Raw genomic sequence first — 25,137 nt, 5'->3', positions numbered from 1 at the left:
CCGACGTGCCGGAATGGAGCGATGGACGCAATCACCGGGTGGAGTCGGGCGTACCGGTTCGGCGACGTGGACGTGACGGCAGGGCTGGTGGCGGGGCGGGACGGGGTGCTGGCCGTCGATCCGGGCCCCACCCCGGCGGACGGGCGGCGGCTGGCGGAGCTGGCCGAGGCGGAGTTCGGGCTGCCGGTGCGCTGGGCGGTGCTCACCCACGCGCACTGGGACCATGTCTACGGCGCCGCCGGGCTGCCGCCCGATGCGGTGCTCCTCGGCCGCCTCGGGATCGGCGCGGAGCTGGAGCGGCGGCGGGCGGACGACCTCGCGGACGCGATCCGCCACGGCCTCCCCGAGGAGGTGGCCCGGGACGCGGCGAACCGGCTGCGGCGGCCCGACCGCGAAGTCGGCGACACGCCGGAATCCCTCCAGCTCGACCTGGGCGGGCGATGGGTCGAACTGGTGCACCCCGGCCCCGCGCACACCGCCCACGACCTGGCCGTGGTGGTGCACGGCACACCCCGGGTGGTCTTCTGCGGCGACCTGGTGGAGGAGTCGGGCCCGCCGCAGGCCGGCGAGGACGCCGACCCGGCGGCCTGGCCCGCGGCGCTGGACGTCCTGCTGGCGGCGGGCGGCCCGGACGCCCGCTACGTCCCCGGCCACGGCGCCCCGGTGGACGCGGCCTTCGTCCGCCACCAGCGCGCGCAGCTGGCGGAGCAGCGGCCGTAGCGGTTGCGCCGGCGGAGCCGGCTGCTGCTGACGCCGCGTCCGGCAGGGTAGAAAAGAGCCCATGCGCAGCCGTGGTTACGACGCCGACCTCACCCCGCCGTGGAAGAAGAAGCAGGCGCCCCCGCCCGAACTGGCCGCCGAGCGCGGGCTGGTGGTGGAGGAGCCGACCACCGGCTTCTGCGGTGCGGTGACGCGCTGGGAGAAGACCGCCGGCGGGCTGACGGTGACGCTGGAGGACCGCTTCGGCAAGCTGCGGGTCTTCCCGATGGACGCGCCCACCGGCTACCTCGTCGACGGCCGGCCGGTGCGGCTGGTGCGGCCCGCCTCGGCGGGCCCGTCCCGTCCGGCCGGGCCGGTGCGCACCGCCTCCGGCTCGACGGCGGTGCCGGGCGCCCGCGCCCGGGTGGCCCGCGGCAGCCGCATCTACGTCGAGGGCAAGCACGACGCCGAGCTGGTGGAGCGGGTCTGGGGCGACGACCTGCGCATCGAGGGCGTGGTGGTGGAGTTCCTCCAGGGCGTGGACGATCTCCCCGCGATCGTCGCGGAGTTCGCGCCGGAGCCGGGCCGGAAGCTGGGCGTGCTCGTCGACCATCTGGTGCCGGGCTCCAAGGAGAGCCGGATCGCCGCGCAGGTCTCCGGGGACCATGTGCTGGTGGTCGGGCATCCCTTTGTCGACATCTGGCAGGCCGTCAAACCCTCGGCGGTGGGCATCGACGCTTGGCCGGTGGTACCGAAGGGGCAGCCCTGGAAGGAGGGCATCTGCCGAGGTCTGGGCTGGCCGGTGGACCCGCCGGCGGCCTGGCGGCGGATCCTGGGCGGGGTGCGGACGTTCCGCGATCTGGAGCCGCAGCTGCTCGGCCGCGTCGAGGAACTTATCGACTTTGTCACGGTAGGGTCGGATACATGACGAACATCAGCGATTTCGGCGGTGCGCACACCACGAGCGACGGGGTCCTGGTGGTCACCACCAACGAGGCGCCGGGCTACCGCATCGACGAGGTGCTGGGCGAGGTGTTCGGCCTGACGGTGCGCAGCCGGCACGTCGGCAGCCAGATCGGCGCGGGCCTGAAGTCGCTGGTCGGCGGCGAGTTGAAGGGTCTGACGAAGACGCTGGTGCAGAGCCGCAACGAGGCGATGGGCCGGCTGATCGAGCAGGCGCAGGCGCTGGGCGCCAACGCGGTCCTGGCGATGCGGTTCGACGTCACCGACCAGGAGAGCGCGGGCGGCACCGAGGTCTGCGCGTACGGCACCGCGGCGCGGGTCAGCAAGAACTGACGCACTGACGCTTCCTCAACTCGCGGGCGGGCGAGTTGCAAAGGCCCCTTGCAAAGACTCTTTGCAAGGGGCTACGGTCATGCCATGGCACCGGACGAGACCCCTGGGCAGCCGCCACCGCCGGCGTCGCCGGCACCGCCGCCCACCGAGATCACGGATGTGGCGGCGGTCCGCCTGCTGGCGCATCCGCTGCGCCGCAGGATCGAGCGGCTGCTGCGGGAGGGTCCCGTCAACTCGGCGGCGCTGGCCCGGGAACTCGGCGAGAGCACCGGGCTGACCAGCTATCACCTTCGGCAGATGGCCAAGCACGGCTTCATCGAGGAGGTGCCGGAGCTGGCCCGCGGCCGGGAGCGGTGGTGGCGCTCGGTCGCCGCGGACCGCCGGTTCCCGCCGTACAGCCGGCAGTCGCCGGAGATGCGCGAGGCGGTCTCGGCGATGAACCGCGCGAACCTCGCGGAGATCCTGGAGCAGTACGACGCGTTCGAGGAGCACGCGGCCGAGTTGGGGCCGTGGGCGGACGCGGTGCTGTTCTCGCGGGCGACGCTGCGGGTCGATCCGGCACGGCTGAAGGAGTTCTTCGAGGAGTACATCAAGCTCGTCTACCGCTACTCGCCGCAGCCGGGGGAGCGTCCCCCGGGCACGCGGCCCGTCCGGCTCCGGCTCCTCGGTTTTCCGTCCGCGGACGAGGCCGGGGACGGGGACGCGGATGGAGTCGGGGACAACTAGAGGCCCGCTCGCCCGCTCAGGGCCGGGCCGCCGAGCGGCAACTCGGCGGACCCGGCAGGGCGAAGGCCGCGCGACCGCGCCCTCACGGGCGCGTCCTGTGACGCACGAATCCTTCACTCGAAAGGAGAGCACGCGGTGCTCGTCCTGTTCAACTCGCCTGCCCGCGGGCGGCGCGTCGCCCTGCGGGGGCGCGCCGCTCGGCCTACGGCCGCGGCCCGGGCCACCGGCTCGCGCGGTGCGGGCGCGCAGTTCCCCGCGCCCCTGCGGGGGCGCACCCGACGGCTTACGGCCACGGCCCGGCCCACCGGCTCGCGCGGTGCGGGCGCGCAGTTCCCCGCGCCCCTGCGGGGGCGCACCCGACGGCTCGCGGCCACGGCCCGGGCCACCGGCTCGCCCGGTGCAAGCGCGCAGTTCCCCGCGCCCCTGCGGGGGCGCACCCGACGGCTCACGGCCGCAGCCCGGCCTACCGTTTCGCGCGGCGCGGGCGCGCAGTTCCCCGCGCCCCTGCGAGGGCGCGCCGCTCGGCTTACGGCCACGGCCCGGCCCACCGGCTCGCGCGGCGCGGGCGCGCAGTTCCCCGCGCCCCTGCGAGGGCGCACCCGACGGCTTACGGCCGCGGCCCGGGCCACCGGCTCACGCGGCGCGGGCGCGCAGTTCCCCGCGCCCCTGCGGGGGCGTGCCCCTCGGCTTACGGCCGCAGCCCGGGCCACCGGCTCGCGCGGCGCGGGCGCGCAGTTCCCCGCGCCCCTGCGGGGGCGCAACCGACGGCTCACCGCCACGGCCCGGCCCACCGGCTCACGCGGTGCGGGCGCGCAGTTCCCCGCGCCCCTGCGGGGGCGCACCCGACGGCTCGCGGCCACGGCCCGGGCCACCGGCTCGCCCGGTGCAAGCGCGCAGTTCCCCCCGCCCCTGCGGGGGCGCACCCGACGGCTCACGGCCACGGCCCGGGCCACCGGCTCGTGCGGTGTCGGCGTGCTGCGGGGTGTTGTGGTTGTGGCGGTGCTCTTGGTGGCTTCGGTGGTGGGGGTGCGGAGCGCGTCCGCTGCCGGTGGGGGCATCAGCAGCACGTCCGTCGTGTTTCGCGGCGGTGGGGGGCTGGTACTCAAGGGAAGCGTGGTGGCGCCCGCGAACCACCGCCGCGGGGCGCGGGTGCCGGGGATCGTGCTGGTGGGCGGGTCGGGCCCCGGCCCGCGCAGCGAGTACCTCACCGAGGCCCGCGCCTTCGCCGCCGCCGGCATCGCCGCCCTCGTCTACGACAAGCGCACCGTCGGCTACGACCGCTACCACCGCGACTTCGGCGCCCTCGCCGACGACGCCGCCGCCGGCATCGCCGCACTGCGCCGCACCCCCGGCGTCGACCCGGACCGCGTCGGCCTGTGGGGCTTCAGCGAGGGCGGCTGGGTCGCCCCGCTCGCCGCGCTGAAGTCCGGGCACGTCGCCTTCCTGGTGACGCTCGGCGGCCCCGGCGTCACCCCGCTGCGCGCCCAGGCGTGGAGCCTGAACACCGCGCTGGGCCACGGCGGCGCCGGCTACCGCGGGCCCGGCTCGCTGCAGCGGGCCGTCGCCGGCCCCGGCGCCCGGCTCCTCGCCGGGACGGGGCTCTTCCCCTCGGCCGCCTACGATCCCGTCCCGCTGCTGGAGCGGATGCGGATGCCCGTGCTGGCGCTGTGGGGCGCCAAGGACGTCCAGGTCCCGCCCGCCGACAGCGCGCGCATCTACCGCGCCGCCCTCGCCCGGGCCGGGAACACGCATCTGACGGTCCGCTTCCTCGCCGGGGCCGCCCACAACGGGCGCGCCACCCGCACCGGCTTCGACCGCATCGGCGGGCCCGTCGAGCACGGCCGCCGGTTCGGCGCCCCCGCGCCCGGCTACCTCTCCACCATGACCGCCTGGGTGCGCCGCACCACCGCCGGCCGCCCGGCGGCGACCTCCCCGGCACCGGTCGCCGCGCCCCGCCAGGCCGTGCCGAGCACCGACCCGGGCTCGACGGCGGCGCCGCCCGCGGTGCTCCAACTCGCCGCCGCGGCCGCGCTGATCGCCGGTTTCGCGGCAGGAGTCGGACGCCGGGCGTCCGCCGCGCGGAGCGGCCTGCGCCGCTGCGGACGGGCGCTGCGCTGGTGCGGGACGGTGACGGTCGCCGGGACGCTGCTGCTGGTCGTCGCGGTGTACGCGACGCAGGGCCGGGCGGCCGGGCCCGCGCTCCTCGGCGAGCCCGTGCCGTGGCTGGTGCTCCAGGTGCTCGGCGCCGCGACGGTCGTCCTCGCGGCCGCCGTCGCCGTCCAGTCCTGCCGCGCGCATGCGCCGCGGGCGGCGCTGCCGGCCGTCACCGGGGCCGCCTTCCTGGCCTGGGCCGCCGCCTGGTCCCTGCTCCCCCTCTGATCCATCGCGCGCCGCCCCTCCACCCCGGTGGAGGGGCGGCCGCCGAGAGCTCAGTCCACCAGGTCCCGCACCACCGCGTCGGCCAGCAACCGCCCGCGCAGCGTCAGCGCGACCCGCCCCTCGTCCAGTGCCGACCCCAGCGCCAGCCCGTCCGCGACGGCCTTCTCCGCCGCCCGCCGCCCCGCGGCGGTCAGCACGTCCACCGGAACCCCGTCCCGCAGCCGCAGCTCCAGCAGGATCCGCTCCACCCGGCGGTCCTCCGCCAACAGCAGCTCGCGCCCCTGCCCCGGCGACGTCCCCGCCGCGATCGCGGCCGCGTACGCGGCCGGATGCTTGCGGTTCCACCAGCGCACGCCGCCCACATGGCTGTGCGCCCCCGGGCCCGCGCCCCACCAGTCCGCGCCCGTCCAGTACAGCTCGTTGTGGCGGCAGCGGGCCGTCGCCTCGCCCGCCGCCGCCCAGTTGGAGACCTCGTACCACTCCAGCCCGGCCGCCGAGAGCAGCTCCTCGGCGATCAGGTAGCGGTCCGCGTGGACGTCGTCGTCGACGCCCGCGATCTCGCCGCGCCGGATCCGCGCGGCCAGCCGGGTGCCCTCCTCCACGATCAGCGAGTACGCCGAGACATGGTCCGGCCCGGCCGCCAGCGCCGCCTCCAGCGAGGCCCGCCAGTCGTCGTCCGTCTCCCCCGGCGTGCCGTAGATCAGGTCGAGGTTGATGTGCGCGAAGCCCGCCGCCCGCGCCTCCTTGACCGCCGCCTCGGGACGGCCGGGGGTGTGCGTCCGCTCCAGCACCCGCAGCACGTCCTGGCGCGCACTCTGCATGCCGAAGGACATCCGGGTGAAGCCGGCGGCGCGCAGCTCCTCCAGGTAGCGGGCGTCCACCGAGTCGGGGTTGGCCTCGGTGGTCACCTCGGCGCCGGCCGCCAGGCCGAACTCGTCGCGGACGGCGCCCAGCACCCGGCCCAGGTCGGCGGCGGGCAGCAGCGTGGGGGTGCCGCCGCCGAAGAAGACCGTCTCGACCGGGCGCCCGTCGTCCTGCCCCAGCACCCGGCGCGCCAGCCGGATCTCCTCGATCACGGTGTCGGCGTAGTGGGCGCGGTCGGCGACGATCCCGCCGGTGCCGCGCAGCTCGTCCGCGGTGTAGGTGTTGAAGTCGCAGTAGCCGCAGCGGGTGGCGCAGTACGGGACGTGGACGTAGAACCCGAGCGGGCGCGCGGCGGCGCCGGCCAGGGCGGAGGCGGGCAGGGCGCCGTCGTCGGGGACGGGCTCGCCGTCGGGCAGTGCGGAGGGCATCCGTCCATTGTCCCCCACCCCGGCGGGCGTCAGCCGCGCTGCGCCGACAGCACCGCCGCGCCCTCGCCGCGCCCCAGCCGGGCCGCCTCCGCGAAGGCGATCAGCGCGATGCAGCCGATCAGCGCGCAGGCCACCGGGTAGGGATGCCCGACGCCCCCGCCGATCCGCAGCGCGACCGTCGCCGCCGCCACGCCCAGGCCGGTTCCGACCTGCTGGGTGGTGGCCATCATGGTGTTGGCGTCCCGCATCCGCTCGGCCGGGACGTCGGCGTAGGCGATGGTGTTGTAGCAGGTCATGCCGAGCGACCGGGCCGCCCCGCTGACCAGTGCCACCGCCGCGGCGACGGCCATCGGGGCGCCGTCCGGCAGCGCGGCGAAGGCGGCGAGGCTGGCGGCCACGCCCAGCGTCGCCGTCACCATCAGCGGACGGAAGCCGAAACGATTCATCAGATAGGTGGTGGCGGGCTTGATCCCGATGTTGCCGACGAAGACGAAGAGCACCACCGCCCCTGCCGTCACCGCGCTCCACCCGTAGACCTGCTCGAAGAGCAGCGGCAGCAGGAACGGCACCGCCCCGCACGCCGTCCAGTGCGCCGCGCCGCCGGCGATCGCCGAGCGGAAGGTGCGGATGCGCAGCGCCCGGAGCTCGATCAGCGGATGGCGGGCGCGCAGCAGCCGCCACACCGCCGCCGCCAGCAGCACCACCGCCGCGGCGAACATGCCCGACTCCGCCCAGGCGCCCGAGCCCGGCACCGACACCAGGTGCGCGGCATAGGTGAGCGCGCCCAGCCCGGTGGAGGTGAGCACCATGCCGGCCCAGTCCAGCGGGGCCTCGGCCGCGCTGCGGCGCTCCGCGTCCGCGCCCCTGATGAGCCGCCAGGCGGCGACGAACGCCACCACCCCGAGCGGCAGGTTGATCAGGAACATCCAGCGCCAGCTGGCGTAGGTGGTGAGCAGGCCGCCGACCAGCGGGGCGATCACCGGGGCGGCGAGCCCGGGCCACGTCACATAGGCGATCAGCCGGGGTATGTCGCGCTTGTCGGAGGTGCTCACCACCATCAGTCGTCCGACGGGCACCATCATCGCGCCGCCGATGCCCTGCAGGACGCGCATGGCGACGAGTTGGCCGAGGTCCGCCGCCGAGGCGCAGGCGGCCGAGGCGAGCAGGAAGAGCACGATGGCGGTGAGGAAGACCTTGCGGGCACCCAGCCGGGCGGCGAGCCAGCCGCTGAGCGGGATGAGGACGGCGAGGGTGAGCAGGTAGGCGGTGACGACCAGGCCGACGGAGGCGGGGGCGGTGTGCAGGGACGCGGCGATGCGGGGCGCCGAGGTGGAGACGATCGTTCCGTCGAGGTTCTCCATGAAGAAGCAGCCGGCCACCAACAGGGCCGTCCGCCTATGCCGTTGATCAATCACCCCGACAAACTACCGATGTCTGCACCGCCCGGCCCACCCCCTGCCCGCAGTACGAGAATCGCCACATCGTCGTCGGGCGGCTCCGGGGCGAAGCCGTGCACCGCGCCGCGCACCCGCTCGGCCACCCCGGCCGCGGTGAGGCCCACGCATCCGGCGAGGATCCGGGCCAGCCCGTCCCCGTCGTCCAGCGCCCGGGTGCCGTTGCGGCGCTCGGTGACGCCGTCGGTCACCGCGAGCAGCACCTCGCCGGGTGCCAGCCGCACCCGCTCCTGCTGGTAGCGCTCCTCCTCGCGGATGCCGAGCAGCAGTTGGGGCACCGTCGCCTCGCGCACCGTGCCGTCGACGCCCAGCACCAGCACCGGGGGGTGGCCGCCGGAGGCCGTCACCAGCGTGGCGCCGCCGTCGGCGGTGCGCTCCACCTCGCCGTAGAGCAGGCTGAGGAACCGGCCGTGGTCCTGCTCGGTCTCGTCCATCAGCACCCGGTTGAGCCGCTCCAGCACGCCCGCCGGGCCGAGCCGGTCGCGGCCGAGTATCCGCACCGCGTGCCGGGCCAGGCCGCTGAGCGCTCCCGCCTCCGGCCCGCTGCCGCAGACGTCGCCCAGCGCGAAGGCCCACCGCCCGTCGCCGCACGGGAACATGTCGTAGAAGTCGCCGCCGACCTCGGCGCCCTCCCCCGCCGGCTCGTACACCACGCGGGTGTCCAGGCCGGGGACGGCGACGCCGTGCAGGGCGGGCAGCAGCCCGCGCTGCAGCACCCGGTTGGTGTGCACGGCGCGGCCGTAGCGGCGGGCGGTGTCCAGGGCGACGGCCACCCGGCGGGCCACCGACTCGATCAGCTCGGTGGAGGCGGCCGCGGCCTCGGCGCCGTCCGCGCCGTCCACGGCCTCCGGCGGCGCGGACGGGTGGCGGGCCAGCAGCAGCGCGCCGTGCCAGCGCGCCCCGACCATCAGCGGGAAGACCCAGGCCTCCGGGAGCGGCGCCCAGGGCGCCGGACCGCTCAGGGGGCCGAGCGGGGGCGGCAGCGCGCCCAGCCGGTCGGCGAGTTCGGCGTTGCGGGACTCCACCGCGTGCCAGGCGCAGGCGAGCCGCACCGACGGCACATGGTCGGGCCGCGGCGAGCCGGCCAGGTAGACCGCGCACCAGCGGCCCAACCGGGGGACGGCCAACTGGGCGGCGAGCGCCGCCACATGGTCCTCCTCCAGGACGCCGGCGAGCAGATCGCCGGCCTCCAGCAGCAGCGCCAGCCGGCCGCGCTCGACGCGCGCGCGGGGCCCGGGGACGGGGACCGCGGCACCGCACGACGGGCAGTGCGGCGGGGTGCCCGCGCCCGCGTCGAGGTGGTCCGTGCAGGGCCCGTGCTCGCGGCTCGCCCGGCGGCTTCGGCCGTTCTCCCCCACCAGCTGCTCCAACTCCAAGCTCCCCGATACCCGTCCGGCCGCCCGATTGTCTGGGGGACGACCGCACCAGGGTGACAGACCGGAGCCGCCCGGACACGCCGGGTCGGCAATCAATCTTGGAATTGCTGCGGCAAAGCGGGCGGGAGCGGTCGGAATCAGGCCTCGCGCGAGCCCTGGTACATCGATTCGATCTCGCCCGAGAAGCTGCGCGCCACCACTGCGCGCTTGATCTTCAGGCTGGGCGTCACCTCGCCGTGCTCCAGGTCGAAGTCGCGCTGCAGCACCGCGAACTTCTTGATGGTCTGCCACCGCTGGACGTCGGCGTTGACCTCGTCGACATAGCCCTGGACCAGGGCCCGCGCCTCCGCGGACGCGCACACCTCGGCGTAGGAGCGGCCCGCCAGGGCGCCGCCCTCCTCCGCGGCCCACTTCATGATCTCGACCTCGTCGAGCGTCACCAGCGCGGAGCAGAAGTTCCGCCCGTCGCCGACCACCACGATGTTGGCCACGTACGGGCACACCGTCTTGAAGCGGTTCTCCAGGTCGCTCGGCGCCACGTACTTGCCGCCGGAGGTCTTGATGAGGTCCTTCTTGCGGTCGGTGATGGTGACGAAGCCGTCCGGGGAGAGCTCGGCGATGTCACCGGTGCGGAACCAGCCGTCGTCGGTGAAGACGTCCTCGGTCAGCTCCGGCTTGTTGTGGTAGCCGCGCATGATGCCGGGCCCGCGCAGCAGCAGCTCGCCGTCCTCCTCGGCCAGCCGCCCCTCCATGCCGGGCAGCAGCCGGCCGCAGGTGCCGGTGCGCAGCGTGTCCGGCAGGTTGACGGCGGTGGCGGCGGACGACTCCGTCATCCCGTAGCCCTCCAGGATGGGCACCCCGGCGCCGGCGAAGAAGAAGCCGATCTCCGGCGGGAGCGCGGCGCTGCCGGAGATGCAGCCGCGGATCCGGCCGCCGAACGCCTCGCGGATCTTGCCGTAGACGAGCCTGTCGGCGAGCGCGTGCTTGGCGGCGAGCACCCCCGTCACCTGGCCGGTGCCGGAGGCGTCCCGGCTGCGCTGGAACTCCTTGGCGTAGTCGCGGGCCACCTCGGCTGCCCAGCGGAAGATCCGGTACTTGAGGGCGCCGCCCTCCCGGGCCTTCGCCGCGACCCCGTTGTAGACCTTCTCGAAGACCCGCGGCACGGCGACCATGAAGGTCGGCTCCACCACCGGCAGGTTGGTGATGATGCGGTCCTGCCGGCCGTCCACCGCGGTCTCGAAGCCGCACGCGATGTGGACGGAGGTGAGCACCTTGCCGAAGACGTGCGACAGCGGCAGCCACAGGTACTGCGAGTCCTCGGGGTGCACCAGCCCGATGGCCTGCGCCGAGCGCGCCTCGAACGACCAGCAGTCGTGCACCAGCCGCACGCCCTTGGGGCGGCCGGTGGTGCCGGAGGTGTAGATGAGGGTGGCGAGCTGGTCGGCGGTGATCCGTCCGACGGCGCTCTCCACCAGGCCGGGCTCCTCGGCGAGCCGGCCCGCGCCGCGCGCCTCCAGGTCGGCGAGGGAGAGCACCTCGAACGGGTCGCCCTCCTCGGTGCGCCCGTCCCCGTCGAAGAGCACCACGGCGATCAGCTCGGGCAGCTCGGCGGCCCTCTCCCGCACCTTCGCCAGCTGCTGCGCGTTGTCGGCGATCAGCACCCGGCTGCCCGAGTCGGCGAGGATGTAGGCGGTCTCCTCGGCATTGGTGGTCGGGTAGACGGTCGTGACGGCGGCGCCGGCGCACATCACGCCGAAGTCGGCGAGGATCCACTCGATCCGGGTGGCGGAGGCGATGGCCACCCGCTCCTCGGCCCGCACCCCCAGCTCGGCGAGGCCGGCCGCGACGGCCTGCACCCGCTCCAGGGCCTGCGCCCAGGTGAGGCTGCGCCACTCCTCGCGGCCGCCGCCGGTGTCCGAGTCGGGGATCGGGTAGCGGTAGGCGACCCGGTCCGGGGTCTCCTTCACCCGCTCCAGGAGCAGGTGCGCCACCGAGGGCGGGCGGCCCTCGATCAGCTGGTCCGTCCCGCCCGACCGGGCGGCTTCCGGCGTGCCCGCCGTCTCGGCTGCTGCTGTGCTCACGACTACTCGACCCCAACTCCCGGCCTCATCGGGCCCCTTCACGCAGATGTGACTCGTGGGTAACCTCGTGGTTGTGGCTCAGCGTAGGCCCAACCGCTCCGGGACGGTAGGGGAAGGGCACAGCGGGCGGCCGGGGACGCGGCGAACCGGTCTACCGGCGAGTCGGTCCGGGGCCGCCCGCACCTCACTTCCTGCCCTTGTCCTTGCCGCCGGAGTCGTCGGTCGACAGGGCCGCGATGAAGGCGTCCTGGGGCACCTCGACCCGTCCGACCATCTTCATCCGCTTCTTGCCCTCCTTCTGCTTCTCCAGCAGCTTGCGCTTGCGGGAGATGTCGCCGCCGTAGCACTTGGCGAGGACGTCCTTGCGCATGGCGCGCACCGTCTCGCGGGCGATCACCCGGGCGCCCACCGCCGCCTGGATCGGCACCTCGAACTGCTGCCGCGGGATGAGCTCCTTGAGCTTGCCGGCCATCTTCACGCCGTAGGCGTAGGCGTGGTCCTTGTGGACGATCGCGGAGAAGGCGTCCACCCGCTCGCCCTGCAGCAGGATGTCCACCTTGACCAGATCGGCGGACTGCTCGCCGGTGGTCTCGTAGTCGAGCGAGGCGTAGCCGCGGGTCTTCGACTTCAGCTGGTCGAAGAAGTCGAAGACGATCTCGGCGAGCGGCAGCGAGTAGCGCAGCTCCACCCGGTCCTCGGAGAGGTAGTCCATCCCCTTGAGATCGCCGCGCCGCGCCTGGCACAGCTCCATGATGGCGCCGACGAACTCCGACGGGGCCAGCACGGTCGCCCGCACCATCGGCTCGAAGACCTTGTCGATCTTGCCCTCGGGGAACTCGCTCGGGTTGGTGACGACCCGCTCCGTGCGGTCCTCCATCACCACCCGGTAGACCACGTTGGGCGCGGTGGCGATCAGGTCGAGGTTGAACTCCCGCTCCAGCCGCTCCCGGATGATCTCCAGATGGAGCAGCCCGAGGAAGCCGACGCGGTAGCCGAAGCCCAGCGCCGCGGACGACTCCGGCTCGTAGACCAGCGCCGCGTCGTTCAGCCGCAGCTTGTCCAGGGCGTCGCGGAGCAGCGGGTAGTCCGAGCCGTCGATCGGGTAGAGCCCCGAGAACACCATCGGCTTGGGGTCCTTGTAGCCGCCCAGCGCCTCGGTGGCGCCCTTCTTCAGGGCCGTCACCGTGTCGCCGACGCGGGACTGCCGGACGTCCTTCACCCCGGTGATCAGGTAGCCCACCTCGCCGACGCCCAGGCCCTGCGAGGGCTTCGGCTCCGGCGAGATGACGCCGATCTCCAGCAGCTCGTGGGAGGCGCCGGTGGACATCATCTGGATCCGCTCGCGGTGCGAGAGCGAGCCGTCGATGACGCGGACATAGGTGACGACGCCCCGGTAGGCGTCGTACACCGAGTCGAAGATCATCGCGCGGGCCGGGCCGTCCGGGTCGCCGACCGGCGCCGGGACCAACTCGACCACCTTGTCCAGCAGCTCGGGCACGCCGTCGCCGGTCTTGGCGCTGACCTTGAGGACGTCCCCGGGGTCGCAGCCGATGATGTGCGCCAGCTCGGCCGCGTACTTCTCGGGCTGGGCGGCCGGCAGGTCGATCTTGTTGAGCACCGGAATGATCGTCAGGTCGTTCTCGAGCGCCAGGTAGAGGTTGGCGAGCGTCTGCGCCTCGATGCCCTGCGCCGCGTCGACCAGCAGGACGCAGCCCTCGCAGGCGGCCAGCGAGCGGGACACCTCGTAGGTGAAGTCGACGTGGCCCGGGGTGTCGATCATGTTCAGGACATGGGCCGTCTTCTCGTCCCCGACCTGCCACGGGAGCCGGACGGCCTGCGACTTGATGGTGATGCCGCGCTCGCGCTCGATGTCCATCCGGTCCAGGTACTGGGCGCGCATCTGGCGCTGGTCGACCACGCCGGTGAGCTGGAGCATCCGGTCGGCGAGCGTGGACTTGCCGTGGTCGATGTGCGCGATGATGCAGAAGTTGCGGATCAGTGCCGGGTCGGTGTGGCTCGGCTCCGGCATCGCAGCCATGGTGGTGTTCGTCGTCGCGGGCACGCAGGGTCCGTTCACATCGCGGGTTACGGTGTTCGTGGCAGAGGTTCTGGCAGAAGTGTGCAGCCGCTCCCATAGTCCCACGCCCGCGGGCCCGGTCCCCGGTTTGGGGCCCGTCCTGGTGCGCTGCTAACCTGTCCCACTGCGCGCGTCTGCGCTCCACGCGGCGCGCTCGTCATCAGACCTGAAGACCAAACAGAGGCTTTTCGTGGCAAACATCAAGTCCCAGATCAAGCGGATCAAGACCAACGAGAAGGCGCGCCTGCGCAACAAGGCCGTCAAGTCCGAGTTCAAGACCGCCGTCCGCAAGACCCGCGAGGCCATCGCCGCCGGCGACGCCACCGCTGCCGAGGCCGCCCGCAAGGACGCCGCCCAGCTGCTGGACAAGGCCGCCAGCAAGGGCGTCATCCACAAGAACCAGGCCGCCAACAAGAAGTCGGCGCTGGCCTCCCAGATCGCCAAGCTCGGCAAGTAAGGCCGAGCAAGCCCCGCGCCCGGAACCGGCGGCCCCTCTACCGCCCCGGATGCGTCGACGCCCCGGCATCGACCGGGCGTCCCAACGTTTGCCACGTTGACCGAAGAACCGCGAAAGGCGCCGCCCCGGCCGGGGCGGCGCCTTTCGCGTGTCGTGCCGGGGGTCGCGTCACTGCCCGGCGGCGGCCTGCGCGTGGGCCCGGGCCTGGGCCCGCTCCCGGGCGATCTTCGGGTAGCGGACGGTGAAGACGACGGGGACGACGAAGCCGATCACCGTCACCGCGATGCGGGCCGCGCCGGCGTCCGGCGCCTCCAGGCGGAGCAGCAGCGAGGCCGCGCCGGAGAGGGTGAAGGCCGCCGCCCAGACCGCCGTGATGATCCGGTTGACGCGCAGGAACACCGGGCTCGTCCACAGCGCCTCGGGCACCTGGGTGCGGGCGATGCCGAGGGTGAAGGGGCGGCCGGCGGCGAGCGAGCCCCAGGCCATCGCCGCCAGCCAGAGGGTGGCCAGCGGGTTGCCCCAGGTGGTGACGGCCGGGCTGTGCGGGGCGGCGAACGCCCAGGCCGTCCAGCCGGCGAAGTAGAGCGCGGCGCTCGCCTCCACCACCAGCGCGTCCCAGCCCTGGCCGGCGCGGCGCTGCCGGGCGACGATCGCCGCGGCGAGGACGAGGCCGGCGAGTGCGGCCCAGCGGACGTCGACCATGCCGGTGAGGACGGAGACGACGATCCACGGGGCGAAGCTGCGGATGTAGCCCATGACGGTGTTCCCCCTGCGCTGCGGTGTACGGCCCGGGTCGTTCGGCCCGGCGCACGTTCCTGAACTGACAGGTCGAAGGTAGAACGTCCTGCCGCGACGTGTCAATACTGGAACGTGGGAGCTAGGGTGGAGCCATGAGCCTTCGCCATGCGCTGCTGGGGCTGCTGGACACCGGGCCGGCCAGCGGCTACGACCTGATGCGGACCTTCAACTCCACGCTCTCCGCGGTGTGGCCGGCCACCCAGAGCCAGGTCTACACCGACCTCAACCGGCTCGCGGAGGCCGGGCAGATCCGCGTCGCCGCGGAGGGCCCGCGCGGCCGCAAGAGCTACGAGATCACCGCCGCGGGCCGCGAGGAGCTGCGGCACTGGCTGCTGGAGGTCGCCCCCGACGGCTACCGCCGCAACGACGTGCTGCTCCGCGTCTTCCTGCTGGGCGCCGTCTCGCCGTCCGAGGCGCGGGAGTTCCTGCGGCAGCGCCACGCGATCAGCGGCCGGCACCGCGCGGCCCTGGAGGAGCGCGACGCCGGCACCGACTGGGACGACGACCCGCTCTCCGTCTACGGGCGCCTGACGCTGGAGTGGGGCAAGCGCTTCATGACGATGCAGCAGGAGTGGAGCGCCTGGGCGCTGGAGCAGCTGGAGAAGGCGCCGCCCCACACCTGACCTGCCGCTTGCGGCGGCGGTGCGGCCGGCGCCGCCGTCAGCGCCGCGACGCCGACCGCGCCGCCCGGGCCACCGTCACCACGGCCCGCTCCAGGGCGAAGCCCGGATCGTCGCCGCCGCCCTTGACGGCCGCGTCGGCCTCCGCGCAGGCGGCCACCGCGGCGGCGACGCCGTCCGGCGTCCAGCCGCGCATCTGGCGGCGGACCACGTCGATCTTCCACGGCGGCATGCCCAGCTCGCGCGCGAGGTCGGCCGGGCGCCCGCCGCCGCGCGCCGAGGCGAGCCGTCCGACCGAGCGGACGCCCTGGGCGAGGGCCGAGACCAGCATCACCGGCGGGGTGCCGACGGCCAGCGCCCAGCGCAGCTGCTCCAGCGCATCGGCGGCGCGCCCCTCGCAGGCCAGGTCGGCGACCTGGAAGCCGGAGGCCTCGGCGCGGCCGGTGTAGTAGCGGGCGACGACCTCGGCGTCGATGGTGCCCTCGTGGTCGGCGACCAACTGGGCGCAGGCGGAGGCGAGTTCGCGCAGATCGCTGCCGACCGAGTCGAGCAGGGCGCGGCAGGCGTCCTCGGTGGCGGAGCGGCCCGCGGTGCGGAACTCGGCCTTCACGAAGGCGAGCTTCTCCGTCGCCTTGGCGGGCTTGGCACACGGCACCTCGCGGGCGCCGGCCTTGCGGGCGGCGTCCAGCAGGCCCTTGCCCTTGGCGCCGCCGATGTGGCAGAGCACCAGGCGGACGTCGTCGAGGGGGTCGTCGAGGTAGGCCTTGAGCTCCTTGACGGTGTCGGCGGCGAGATCCTGCGCGGCGCGGACGATCAGCACCTTGCCCTCGGCGAAGAGGGACGGGCTGGTGAGCTCGGCGAGCATGCCGGGCTGGAGCGTGCCGGGGGCGAGGTCGCGGACGTCGGTGTCGGGGTCGGCGGCGCGCGCGGCGGCGACCACCTGGGCGGCGGCCCGCTCCTGGAGCAGCTCCTCGGGGCCGACGGCGAGGGTGGTCGCGGCGGCGAGCAGGTTGTCTGCGGTCTTCCTGGCCATCGCGGACCAGCATCCCACGGGGCACCGACATCCCTGGACAATGGTGCGGTGAGCAGCACGGAGTCGGAGACGCATCTGTTGGTGATCGCGGACCGCGAGGACGCGGAGGCGGCGGCGCGGGAGGCGGTGGGCGCGTTCGGGTTGGCGCGGGAGCCGGAGGTGGTGCGGGACGCGCTGGCCGGGGAGGACGACGCGGAGGACGCGCAGTGGCTCGTCGTGGTGGTGGCGGCGGCCGGAACGCTGAGCGCGGGAGCGCTGGACGCGTTCGCCTCGCGGTGGGACGGCTGGCACGAGGCCGAGTGAGGTCGCTGTCGCCGCCCCTGCGCCCCGGCACCCCACCCGGGGCGAGTGGGGTGACAGGAGGAGGCGTGGCCGCCCGGTGGCGGGCGGGCGTCAGACCGCCGCCTCCTGGGCCTGCTGGAGGGTGCCGCCCTCGGCGATGACCTGCTCGGTGGCCTTGGGGATCTTGAGGAAGAGCGTCAGCACCAGGGCCACGATGTACAGCCCCGCGAAGATGTACATCACCCCCGCCGCGCCCACCACCGGGAAGAAGAGCGAGGCGATCGCCGGCCCGACGAACGCCGCGCCGCCGGCGCCGAAGTTCAGCAGCGCCATCGCGCCGCTCTTGTTGGTCGGCGCCATCGACGGGATCAGCGCGGAGATCGGCACGAACCCGGCGAGCGTCGCCCCGTAGAGCATCCCGGCCAGCACCGCGACCCAGTAGTAGTGCGGGCCCATCGCCGTCGGGACGAGGTAGAGCACCACGATGCTCACCGCGCAGCCGAACGCGCCGAACCCGGCGATGGTGGTGCGCCAGCCGATGCGGTCCGAGACCACGCCGAAGATCAGGTTGAAGAAGATGTTGGTGCCGTAGATCCAGGCGAGCAGCTGCAGCCACTGGGACTCGCTGAAGCCCACATCCTTGGTGAAGATCGTCGGCAGGAAGACCAGCATGCCGAACTCCGGCGCGGTGTTGATGATCCGCACCACGCAGCCGACCAGCACCCGCGGGTGCGTCCAGGCCACCGAGAGGCTGCTCCACAGGCTCTGGCCGGTGGTGACGCCGGGCGGCGCGAGCCGCTGCGCGCCCGTCCGCTCGCGGACGCCGAGCAGGGCGACGAGGCCGCCGATGACGATCAGGATCAGCGCCGTCCACAGCGTGCCGAGCTGGCCGAGGGCCGGGGTGGTGAAGCTGGACCAGAGCGAGCCGAGGGTCGGCAGGCCGCCGGTGAAGGCGAAGTAGAACCAGCCGACGGCCGCGCCGAGGCGGGCCGTCGGGGCGACGGCGGTGACCCACACCAGGAAGCCGAAGGCGAACATCGGGTAGCCGAGGCCGCGGATGCCGTAGAAGACCAGCATCAGCGGGTAGTTGTGGCCGCCGAGCGCGAAGGCCAGGTAGAGGACGTCGAAGACGGCCCAGACGGCGAGGCCGATCCACATCACCCGCTTGGGGCCGATGACTTCGGCGAGCGCCCCGGAGAACCAGGAGGCGAGCATCACCGCGACGCCGTAGGCGGTGATGACGTAGCCGGCCCGGACGTCGGTGCCGGCGCCGTGGGCCGCCATGTAGGGCGAGATGAAGCCGGCCTCGACGCCGTCGCCGATCATGAACAGCAGGACGCCGAGGTAGCCGAGGACCAGGGGTCTCGGCAGGCCCCACCGCTCCAGCAGGCCCAGGGGCCCGCGCCGTTCGGACTGCATGTGCTACCTCCGCGTTGAGGTGGTCGGGAGCGCAGCCATGGTGAAGCGGAACGGGAAAGTTTTCAAGAGTGTTGTGGAAATTAACGTTCTGACTGTGGATCCTGAGCGGGCCCGTCCACGGCGATCACCTGCACATCGGTGTGCTCCCGCATCCCCGCCACCAGCTCCGCGTCCACCGGCCCGGTGAGCAGCACATGGTCGAAGCCGGAGACCGGCGCCATCCGGTGCAGCGCCGCCCGGCCCACCTTGGAGGCGTCCATCAGCAGCACGTTCACCGCGGCCACCGCGCGGATCGCGCGCTTCACCGCCACCAGCTCCTGCTCCTGGTGGTACGTCATGTCGGCGTCCATCGCGGAGGTGGACTGCACCGCCAGGTCCACCGAGAAGCGGGCGATCATCTCCTCGGCCGGCAGGCCCACGAAGGAGTCGTGGGTGCGGCTGTACTCCCCGCCCACCCCGATCATCCGGATGCCCTCCGCGCCGCGCAGCTCCTCCATCACCAGGCGGTAGTTGGAGACCACGGTCAGCGGCCCGACCCCGGGCAGCAGCCGGGCCAGGTGCAGCGCGGTGGTGGAGTCGTCGAGCATCACCGACATGCCCGGGTGCACGAACTGCAGCGCCGCGCGGCCCAGCGCCTCCTTGTCGGCGCGGTTGGCGTGCAGCCGGAAGTCCGAGCTGGACTCGAAGACCGTGGAGGGGTGCGCGGAGACCCCGCCGTGGTAGCGGCGCAGGATGCCGCGCTCGGCCAGCTCGGCGATGTCGCGGTGCACCGTCATCAGGCTCACCCCGGTGAGCGCGGAGAGCTCCGCGGCGCTCGCCTCGCCCTGGGCCACCACATGGTCCACGATCAGCTGCTGCCGCTCCTGCCGCCCGCGTTTGGCGGGCCGTCCGTCCGTCATCCCCCCATCCTGGCAGCCGCCCGCGGCCGGGGACCGCCGGGTCCGCGCATCGGGGTGGTGACAATTAACAACACCGGTGTTAATTTGGCGCCGACCCCGACACCTGCCACGAAACGAAGGAGCTCTCCATCGTGCGCTGTGCGGCCGAAGCAGTGGTGTTCGACATGGACGGGGTGCTCGTCGAGAGCGAGCACCTGTGGGAGGAGCTGTGGACCGCCTTCGCGGCCCGCCGGGGGGCCGCGTGGACGGCCGAGCAGACCCGCACCGTCCAGGGCATGAGCGCCCCCGAGTGGGCCGCCCACCTCGCCGCCTTCTCCGGGCTGGGCACGGACGACGGATCGGTCGGGGCCACCGAGCACGAGGTCGTCGACGGCATGATCGCCGCCCTGGAGGGCGGCCGCATCGAACTCCTGGACGGCGCCCGGGAGATGGTCGTCGCCGTCTCCGACCGCGCCCCCATCGCGCTCGCCTCCTCGGCGCCGCGCCGCGTCATCGACGCCGTCCTGGACCACCACGGCCTCACCCGCCGCTTCACCGCCACCGTCTCCAGCGCCGAGGTGCCGCGCGGCAAGCCCGCCCCGGACGTCTACCTCGCCGCCGCCGAGCGGCTCGGCGCCGCGCCGGCCCGCTGCCTCGCCGTCGAGGACTCCAGCAACGGGCTGCGCGCCGCCGCCGCGGCCGGGATGACGGTCGTCGCCATCCCCAACCCCACCTACCCGCCCGCGCAGGACGCCCTCGCGCAGGCCGCCCTCGCCGCCCGCGACCACGCCGAGGTGCGCGACTTCCTCCTCGCCAACCTCGCCGGAACCACCGAAGGAGCCGCCCGGTGACCACCGAAGTCCTCGCCGCCGGCGACCATTTCGTCGCCCCGCAGCTGTTCGTCGACGCGCTCGCCGAGGCCGCCCCGCCCGGCGCCGACCTCGCCTTCCGCACCCTCACCAGCGGCTGGCCGACCGAACCGTTCGGCCCGGTCGGCGGCGTCCACGAGGCCAGCGGCACCGAGGAGCAGATCATCGAGGCGCTCGGCGACGCCGAGCTGGCCCTCACCCAGATGGCGCCCTTCACCGAGAAGGTGTTCAAGGCCGCGCCTCGGCTGCGGTTCGTCGGGGTCTGCCGCGGCGGGCCCGTCAACGTCGACCTCGCCGCCGCCACCGCGGCCGGGGTGCGCGTCTCCTTCGCCCCCGGCCGCAACGCCGCCGCCGCGGCCGAGTTCGCCGTCGGCCTGATCCTCGCCGCACTGCGCCGCATCCCGGCCGCCGACCGGGAGATGAAGCAGGGCCACTGGCGCGGCGACTACTACGCCTACGAGAACTCCGGCATCGAGCTGGACGGCGCCACCGCCGGGCTCGTCGGCTACGGCGCCGTCGGCTCCATCGTCGCCCGGGTGCTGCGCGCCTTCGGCACCCGCGTCCTCGTCCACGACCCCTACCTCGACCCGGCGCGGGCCGCCGCCGACGGCGTCGAACTCGTCGGCCTGGAGGACCTGCTGAGCCGCAGCAGCATCGTCTCGCTGCACGCCCGGCTCACCCCCGAGACCCGCAACCTGATCAACGGCGACAACCTCAAGCTGCTCCCCGAGGGCGCGGTGCTGGTCAACTCCGCGCGCGGCGGGCTGCTCGACCACGCGCCGCTGCCCGCGCTGCTGCGCTCCGGCCGCCTGGGCGCGCTCGCCCTGGACGTCTACGACGTCGAGCCGCCGCCCGCCGACTGGCCGCTGCACTCCGCGCCCCACGTCATCACCACCCCGCACCTGGGCGGCGCCACCCGGCAGACCGCGCACCGCGCCGCCGCCATCACCGCCGGGGAGGCCGCCCGCTTCCTGCGCGGCGAGCCGCTGCGGCACCCCGCCAACCCCGAGGTGGGATCGTGATCGTCGGCGTCGATGTCGGAACCTCCGTCACCAAGGCCCAGCTGCTGGGCCGGGACGGCCGCTCCGGCCCCGTCCACGAGGCCCGCGGCACGCTGCGCACGGCACCCGGCGGCCGCGTCGAGCAGGACCTCGACGAGGTCGTCCGCACGGTCGAGGAGGTGGTGCGCGCCGCGGCCGCGGACGCCGCCGCCTTCGACGGGCAGCCCGGCGAGACGCTGGAGGCGCTCGCCATCACCGGGCAGGGCGACGGGCTGTGGCTGCGCGACGCCGACGGACGCTCCGTCGGCCCCGCGATCTCCTGGCTCGACGGCCGCGCCTCGGACCGCGTCGCCCGCTGGTCGCAGCCCGGCCCGGACGGCGCCGAGCCGGTGCTGGAGACCGTCCACCGGCTCACCGGCTCCGGCATGTTCCCCGGCTCCGCCGGCCCGCTGCTGGCCCACCTCGCCGAGCGCGAACCGGAGCGCCTGGAGCGCGCCGCCGTCGCCGGGTACTGCGTCGACGCCGTCGTGCAGCGCTTCACCGGCGAGATCACCGTGGACGCCTCGGACGCCTCACTGCCCTTCCTGGACGTGCCCTCCCGCACCTACAACGAGGCCGCCGTCGCCGCCTGCGGGCTCACCGCGCAGCGCCGGCTGCTCGCCGAACCGGCCGCCCCCGGGCAGCTGTTCGCGCTGCTGCCGGAGGCCGCGCTGCGCCTCGGGCTGCCGTCCGGGCTGCCCGTCTCCGCCGGCCCCTTCGACATCCCGGCCTGCGGCTTCGGCGCCGGGCTGAGCGAGGCGGGCCAAGGCAACCTGATCCTCGGCACCACACTCGCCTGCACCGTCCGCACCGACAAGGCCGGGCCGCAGGAGATGCCCGGGTTCGACGCCCAGGGCCCGGCCGGGATGTGGCTCGCCACCCCCTACCCCGACCGCCATCTGCGGGTGATGCCCGCCATGGTGGGCACCGCCGGGCTCGACTGGGTGCTGGGCCTGATCGGCGCCGGCGTCGGCGATCTGGAGGACCTGCTCGCCGCCTCGCCGGCCGGCGCCAACGGCGTCACCGCGCTGCCCTTCCTCTCCCCCGGCGGCGAGCGCGCCCCCTTCGTCGACGCGCTGGCCCGCGGCCGCTTCGACGGCCTCAACCTGGCCGCCGGGCGCGCCGACCTGGTGCGGGCGCTGTGCGAGGCGGTCGCCTACTCCGCCCGGCACTGCATGGAGGCGCTAGGCCTCGCCGGTGAGGTCTCCGCCTGCGGCGGAGGCGCCCGCTCGGCCGCCTGGAGCCGGATCTTCGCCGACGTCCTCGGCCGCGACCTGCACATCCCCGTCGAGGAGGGGGTCGGGGTGCGCGGCGCGGCCAAGGTCGCCTGGGACGCGCTCGGCGCCCCGGTGGGCGAGGAGCGGGTGCGCGGGCCCCGGCGCGTGGTGCGCGCCGACCCGGCCGCCGCCGAGCACTACGAGGCCGGATACGGCCACTACCGGGCCGAGTTGGAGCGGGCCCGCGCCGACTGGCACGCCCCGCACCGCGAGCAGAGCCGGGGGTACACCTCATGACCAGGCTTTTCGACGATCCGTCGCGCTTCGCCGAGGACGCGGCCGCCGGCTTCGCCGACGCGCACCGCGCCCATGTCCGGCCGGTGCCGGGCGGGGTGGTGCGCGCCCGGCGGCCGGCCCGCCCGAAGGTGGCGGTGCTCACCGGCGGGGGCTCCGGCCACTACCCGGCGTTCTGCGGGGTGGTGGGGCCGGGCTTCGCGGACGGCGCCGTGATCGGCAACGTCTTCACCTCGCCGTCCGCCGAGCAGGCGGTGTCGGTGGGGCGGGCCGCGGAGAGCGGCGCCGGGGTGCTCTACCTCTTCGGCAACTACGCGGGCGACGTGATGAACTTCGGCCTCGCCGCGCGCCGGCTGACCTCCGAGGGCATCCCCGCGACCTGCTTCGCCGTCACCGACGACGTGGCCAGCGCGCCGGCCGAGGAGACCGCCGAGCGGCGCGGCATCGCGGGCGACTTCGTCGTCTTCAAGGCGGCCTCGGCCGCCGCCGAGGAGGGCGCGGACCTCGACGAGGTACTGCGGGTCGCCTCGCACGCCAACGACCGGACGCGCACCCTCGGCGTCGCCTTCGCGGGGTGCACCATCCCCGGGCAGGACGCCCCGCTCTTCACCGTCCCGGAGGGGCGGATGGGGCTCGGCCTGGGCATCCACGGCGAGCCGGGCGTCGCGGAGAGCCCGCTGCCCAGCGCGGCCGAGCTGGCCTCGACGCTGGTCGAGGGGCTGCTCAAGGAGGCTCCGGCGGGCGGCGGCACCCGGGTGACGGCGATCCTCAACGGGCTGGGCGGCACCAAGTACGAGGAGCTGTACGTCGTCTGGCGGCACGTCGGCCGGCTGCTGGCGGACGCCGGGCTGGAGGTCGTGCTGCCCGAGGTCGGGGAGCTGGTCACCAGCCTCGACATGGCCGGCTGCTCGCTGACGCTGTGCTGGCTCGACGCGGAGCTGGAGCGGCTGTGGGCGGCGCCCGCGGACACGCCCGCGTACCGCAGGGGGACGGTCGCCGTCACGGGCGGGGGTGCCGGGGCCGCCGAGCCCGCCGTGTCCGCCGTGCCCGCTGGGTCGGCTGGGTCGGCTGGGTCGGCTGCGTCCCCCGGTGCGGTGCTGCCGCAGGCGAGCGGGGACGCCGTCGCGGTCTCGTCCACCGTGGTGGAACTGCTCGACCGCACCCGCGACTTGCTGCACCGCGAGGAGGAGCGGCTCGGCCGGCTGGACGCGGTCGCCGGGGACGGTGACCACGGCCGCGGAATGTGCAAGGGCGTGGACGCGGCGCTCGCCGCGGCGCGTCGCGCGCACGGCGACGGCACGGCCCCGGCCGGGGTGCTCGCCGCCGCCGGGGACGCCTGGGCGGCGGAGGCCGGCGGCACGTCAGGTGCCCTGTGGGGGGCGGGCCTTCGGGCGCTGGGCGAGCGGCTGCCGGACGACCGGTCGCCGTCCGCGGAGGAGTTGGCGGCGGGCGCGGCGGGCGCGCTGGACGCGGTGCGCGAGCTGGGCGGCGCACAGGTCGGCGACAAGACGCTGGTCGACGCCCTGGCCCCGTTCGTGGCGGCGCTCGCCGAGGGACGCGGCCCGCGGGCGGCGGCGGACGCCGCCGAGGAGGCCGCCCGGGAGACGGCCGCGATGCGGCCCCGGCTGGGCCGGGCCCGTCCGCTGGCGGAACGCAGCGTGGGCACGCCCGACCCGGGTGCGGTCTCCCTCGCGCTGGTACTGAAGGCCGTGGCGAGCGGCCCGGAAAGGGGATGAATCGGATGACGGCGGAAGCGGAATCGGACCTGCTGCGGATCGTGGTCGGCGGCGACGACGCGGGCGTGGGCTACAAGGACGCGCTCAAGGCGGACCTGGCCGCGGATCCGCGGGTGGCGTCCGTGCGCGACGTCGGCGTGCACGTCGGCGCGGCGGACGAGCACACCGCGTACCCGCATGTGGCGGTGGCCGCGGCGCGGCTCGTCGCGGACGGCGAGGCGGACCGCGCGCTGCTGGTCTGCGGGACGGGGCTGGGCGTCGCCATCAGCGCCAACAAGGTCCCCGGGATACGGGCGGTGACGGCGCACGACATCTACTCGGTGCAGCGGTCGGTGCTCAGCAACGACGCACAGGTGCTGTGCCTGGGGGCGCGCGTGATCGGCCTGGAGCTGGCGCGTGCGCTGGTGCGGGAGTGGGTGGGCCTGCGCTTCGACGCGGGCTCGCCGTCTGCCGCGAAGGTGGCCGCGATTTCCGAGTACGAGCGGTAACCCGTAACCCCACGGTCGGCGCGGTGCCCTGTCCGCCGCCCCGAACCCCGGCGGCCCACCCGGCGGCGCGCCCGCCGCGCCCACCCCGGGGTGGGGTGCCGGGGCGGAGGGGCGGCGGACAGGGACCACCGCGGCGCGCACGGTCACAACGGGTCAACGGCCACACTCAGCGTTGCAGACGTGCCGGAGACGGCCACCGCGCCATCCGTATCGGTCCGCAGCACCCGTGAACCACGCAGCAGCGTCAACGCACGCGACGTCGGGTGCCCGTACGGATTGCCCACCCCCACCGAGATAAGTGCCACCCGCGGCGCCAGCCGCGCCACCAGCCCCGCATCCTGATTCGCGGAGCCGTGGTGCGCGACCTTCAGCACATCCACCCCCCGCAGCGAAGGCCACTCCGCCGCCAACTCCGCCTGCGCCTCCGCCTCCAGATCCCCCAGCAGCGCCACCCGCACATCCCCGGACCGCACCCACAGCGCCACACTCGCGTTGTTCGCCGCCGACCCGTCGCCCCTCCCGTCGCCCCGACCCGACCGACCCCCGCCGTCCCCTCCGGCCCCCGCTTCGAGCACCGTCCACGCCAACTCCCCCGCCCTCCCCCGCTCCCCCCGCGCCGCGGCCCG

The 25,137-nt window shown here is 74.7% G+C and carries 23 protein-coding genes; 13 read left to right on the top strand and 10 right to left on the bottom strand.

The window, feature by feature from the left end; translation table 11 throughout:
• Window positions 1-21: 21 nt before the first annotated feature.
• From BIV57_RS20490 to BIV57_RS24690, 5 genes are all read left to right on the top strand, one after another.
• Complete coding sequence (locus tag BIV57_RS20490) at window positions 22-720, top strand: MBL fold metallo-hydrolase (RefSeq protein ID WP_071658332.1); 699 nt, start codon at window positions 22-24, stop codon at window positions 718-720.
• Between the two features lie 61 nt (window positions 721-781).
• Window positions 782-1,627: a DUF3097 domain-containing protein gene (locus BIV57_RS20485; RefSeq protein WP_071658331.1), complete on the top strand. Its 846-nt coding sequence runs from the start codon at window positions 782-784 to the stop codon at window positions 1,625-1,627.
• Entirely contained in the window at window positions 1,624-1,995 is a 372-nt protein-coding gene (locus tag BIV57_RS20480; protein WP_071658330.1) for a YbjQ family protein, read from the top strand. The genes BIV57_RS20485 and BIV57_RS20480 overlap by 4 nt, the downstream gene beginning before the upstream one ends.
• A gap of 84 nt (window positions 1,996-2,079) precedes the next feature.
• Window positions 2,080-2,721, top strand: coding sequence for a helix-turn-helix domain-containing protein (locus tag BIV57_RS20475; RefSeq protein ID WP_071658329.1), 642 nt, complete (start codon window positions 2,080-2,082; stop codon window positions 2,719-2,721).
• Window positions 2,722-3,837: 1,116 nt separating this feature from the next.
• A complete protein-coding gene (locus BIV57_RS24690) occupies window positions 3,838-5,100 on the top strand; it encodes an alpha/beta hydrolase family protein (protein ID WP_139275741.1) in 1,263 nt (420 codons plus the stop codon).
• 50 nt (window positions 5,101-5,150) lie between these two features.
• On the opposite strand, the gene hemW is transcribed toward BIV57_RS24690, so the two are convergent.
• From hemW to lepA, 5 genes are all read right to left on the bottom strand, one after another.
• A complete protein-coding gene (gene hemW / locus BIV57_RS20465; protein WP_071658328.1) occupies window positions 5,151-6,392 on the bottom strand; it encodes a radical SAM family heme chaperone HemW in 1,242 nt (413 codons plus the stop codon).
• 29 nt (window positions 6,393-6,421) lie between these two features.
• Window positions 6,422-7,807, bottom strand: a complete 1,386-nt coding sequence (locus BIV57_RS20460) for an MFS transporter (protein ID WP_071658327.1) — start codon at window positions 7,805-7,807, stop codon at window positions 6,422-6,424.
• On the bottom strand, window positions 7,804-9,216 hold the full coding sequence (locus tag BIV57_RS20455; RefSeq protein ID WP_071658326.1) for a PP2C family protein-serine/threonine phosphatase: 1,413 nt from the start codon (window positions 9,214-9,216) through the stop codon (window positions 7,804-7,806). The genes BIV57_RS20460 and BIV57_RS20455 overlap by 4 nt, the downstream gene beginning before the upstream one ends.
• A gap of 143 nt (window positions 9,217-9,359) precedes the next feature.
• Window positions 9,360-11,303 (bottom strand): AMP-dependent synthetase/ligase, encoded by a 1,944-nt coding sequence (locus tag BIV57_RS20450; protein ID WP_419185733.1) that lies wholly within the window; start codon window positions 11,301-11,303, stop codon window positions 9,360-9,362.
• A 184-nt stretch (window positions 11,304-11,487) separates the two neighbouring features.
• Window positions 11,488-13,332 carry a translation elongation factor 4 gene (lepA, locus tag BIV57_RS20445; RefSeq protein ID WP_071658325.1) on the bottom strand — a complete coding sequence of 615 codons (1,845 nt, stop codon included), beginning with the start codon at window positions 13,330-13,332 and terminating at the stop codon, window positions 11,488-11,490.
• Between the two features lie 238 nt (window positions 13,333-13,570).
• Between lepA and rpsT the strand changes: the two genes are divergently transcribed.
• A complete protein-coding gene (gene rpsT, locus BIV57_RS20440; protein WP_071658324.1) occupies window positions 13,571-13,837 on the top strand; it encodes a 30S ribosomal protein S20 in 267 nt (88 codons plus the stop codon).
• Between the two features lie 168 nt (window positions 13,838-14,005).
• On the opposite strand, the gene BIV57_RS20435 is transcribed toward rpsT, so the two are convergent.
• The gene (locus tag BIV57_RS20435; protein WP_071658323.1) at window positions 14,006-14,593 is read right to left on the bottom strand and encodes a hypothetical protein; all 588 of its coding nucleotides are present in this window, start codon (window positions 14,591-14,593) and stop codon (window positions 14,006-14,008) included.
• A gap of 134 nt (window positions 14,594-14,727) precedes the next feature.
• On the opposite strand from BIV57_RS20435, the gene BIV57_RS20430 reads away from it, so the two are divergent.
• Window positions 14,728-15,258, top strand: a complete 531-nt coding sequence (locus tag BIV57_RS20430) for a PadR family transcriptional regulator (protein ID WP_071658322.1) — start codon at window positions 14,728-14,730, stop codon at window positions 15,256-15,258.
• Between the two features lie 37 nt (window positions 15,259-15,295).
• Here the strand turns inward: BIV57_RS20430 and holA are convergent, their stop codons facing one another.
• A complete protein-coding gene (gene holA / locus BIV57_RS20425; protein ID WP_071658321.1) occupies window positions 15,296-16,288 on the bottom strand; it encodes a DNA polymerase III subunit delta in 993 nt (330 codons plus the stop codon).
• A 48-nt stretch (window positions 16,289-16,336) separates the two neighbouring features.
• Here holA and BIV57_RS20420 point away from each other — a divergent pair, with 48 nt between their 5' ends.
• Entirely contained in the window at window positions 16,337-16,591 is a 255-nt protein-coding gene (locus BIV57_RS20420; RefSeq protein WP_175548813.1) for a hypothetical protein, read from the top strand.
• A gap of 90 nt (window positions 16,592-16,681) precedes the next feature.
• On the opposite strand, the gene BIV57_RS20415 is transcribed toward BIV57_RS20420, so the two are convergent.
• Together BIV57_RS20415 and BIV57_RS20410 are read right to left on the bottom strand one after the other, a co-directional pair.
• A complete protein-coding gene (locus BIV57_RS20415; protein ID WP_071658320.1) occupies window positions 16,682-17,989 on the bottom strand; it encodes an MFS transporter in 1,308 nt (435 codons plus the stop codon).
• An 80-nt stretch (window positions 17,990-18,069) separates the two neighbouring features.
• Window positions 18,070-18,888, bottom strand: coding sequence for a DeoR/GlpR family DNA-binding transcription regulator (locus BIV57_RS20410; RefSeq protein ID WP_071658319.1), 819 nt, complete (start codon window positions 18,886-18,888; stop codon window positions 18,070-18,072).
• 131 nt (window positions 18,889-19,019) lie between these two features.
• On the opposite strand from BIV57_RS20410, the gene BIV57_RS20405 reads away from it, so the two are divergent.
• From BIV57_RS20405 to BIV57_RS20385, 5 genes are read left to right on the top strand one after another with little or no spacing between them, the layout of a single operon-like run.
• The gene (locus BIV57_RS20405) at window positions 19,020-19,718 is read left to right on the top strand and encodes an HAD family hydrolase (protein ID WP_245797823.1); all 699 of its coding nucleotides are present in this window, start codon (window positions 19,020-19,022) and stop codon (window positions 19,716-19,718) included.
• On the top strand, window positions 19,715-20,758 hold the full coding sequence (locus BIV57_RS20400) for a 2-hydroxyacid dehydrogenase (RefSeq protein ID WP_071658318.1): 1,044 nt from the start codon (window positions 19,715-19,717) through the stop codon (window positions 20,756-20,758). Before BIV57_RS20405 ends, BIV57_RS20400 begins: the two co-directional genes overlap by 4 nt.
• Window positions 20,755-22,290, top strand: a complete 1,536-nt coding sequence (locus BIV57_RS20395) for an FGGY family carbohydrate kinase (protein WP_071658317.1) — start codon at window positions 20,755-20,757, stop codon at window positions 22,288-22,290. The genes BIV57_RS20400 and BIV57_RS20395 overlap by 4 nt, the downstream gene beginning before the upstream one ends.
• Entirely contained in the window at window positions 22,287-24,023 is a 1,737-nt protein-coding gene (locus tag BIV57_RS20390) for a dihydroxyacetone kinase family protein (protein WP_071658316.1), read from the top strand. The genes BIV57_RS20395 and BIV57_RS20390 overlap by 4 nt, the downstream gene beginning before the upstream one ends.
• A 5-nt stretch (window positions 24,024-24,028) precedes the next feature.
• Window positions 24,029-24,511, top strand: coding sequence for a ribose-5-phosphate isomerase (locus BIV57_RS20385; RefSeq protein WP_107409644.1), 483 nt, complete (start codon window positions 24,029-24,031; stop codon window positions 24,509-24,511).
• 143 nt (window positions 24,512-24,654) lie between these two features.
• Here the strand turns inward: BIV57_RS20385 and BIV57_RS25415 are convergent, their stop codons facing one another.
• Window positions 24,655-24,963 carry a ComEC/Rec2 family competence protein gene (locus BIV57_RS25415; protein WP_175548812.1) on the bottom strand — a complete coding sequence of 103 codons (309 nt, stop codon included), beginning with the start codon at window positions 24,961-24,963 and terminating at the stop codon, window positions 24,655-24,657.
• Between the last annotated feature and the right edge of the window lie 174 nt (window positions 24,964-25,137).

Source organism: Mangrovactinospora gilvigrisea, assembly GCF_001879105.1.
Lineage (GTDB): Bacteria > Actinomycetota > Actinomycetes > Streptomycetales > Streptomycetaceae > Mangrovactinospora > Mangrovactinospora gilvigrisea.
The sequence above is the reverse complement of the archived record's forward strand: the minus strand, read 5'-3'. Positions and strand labels throughout refer to the sequence as shown.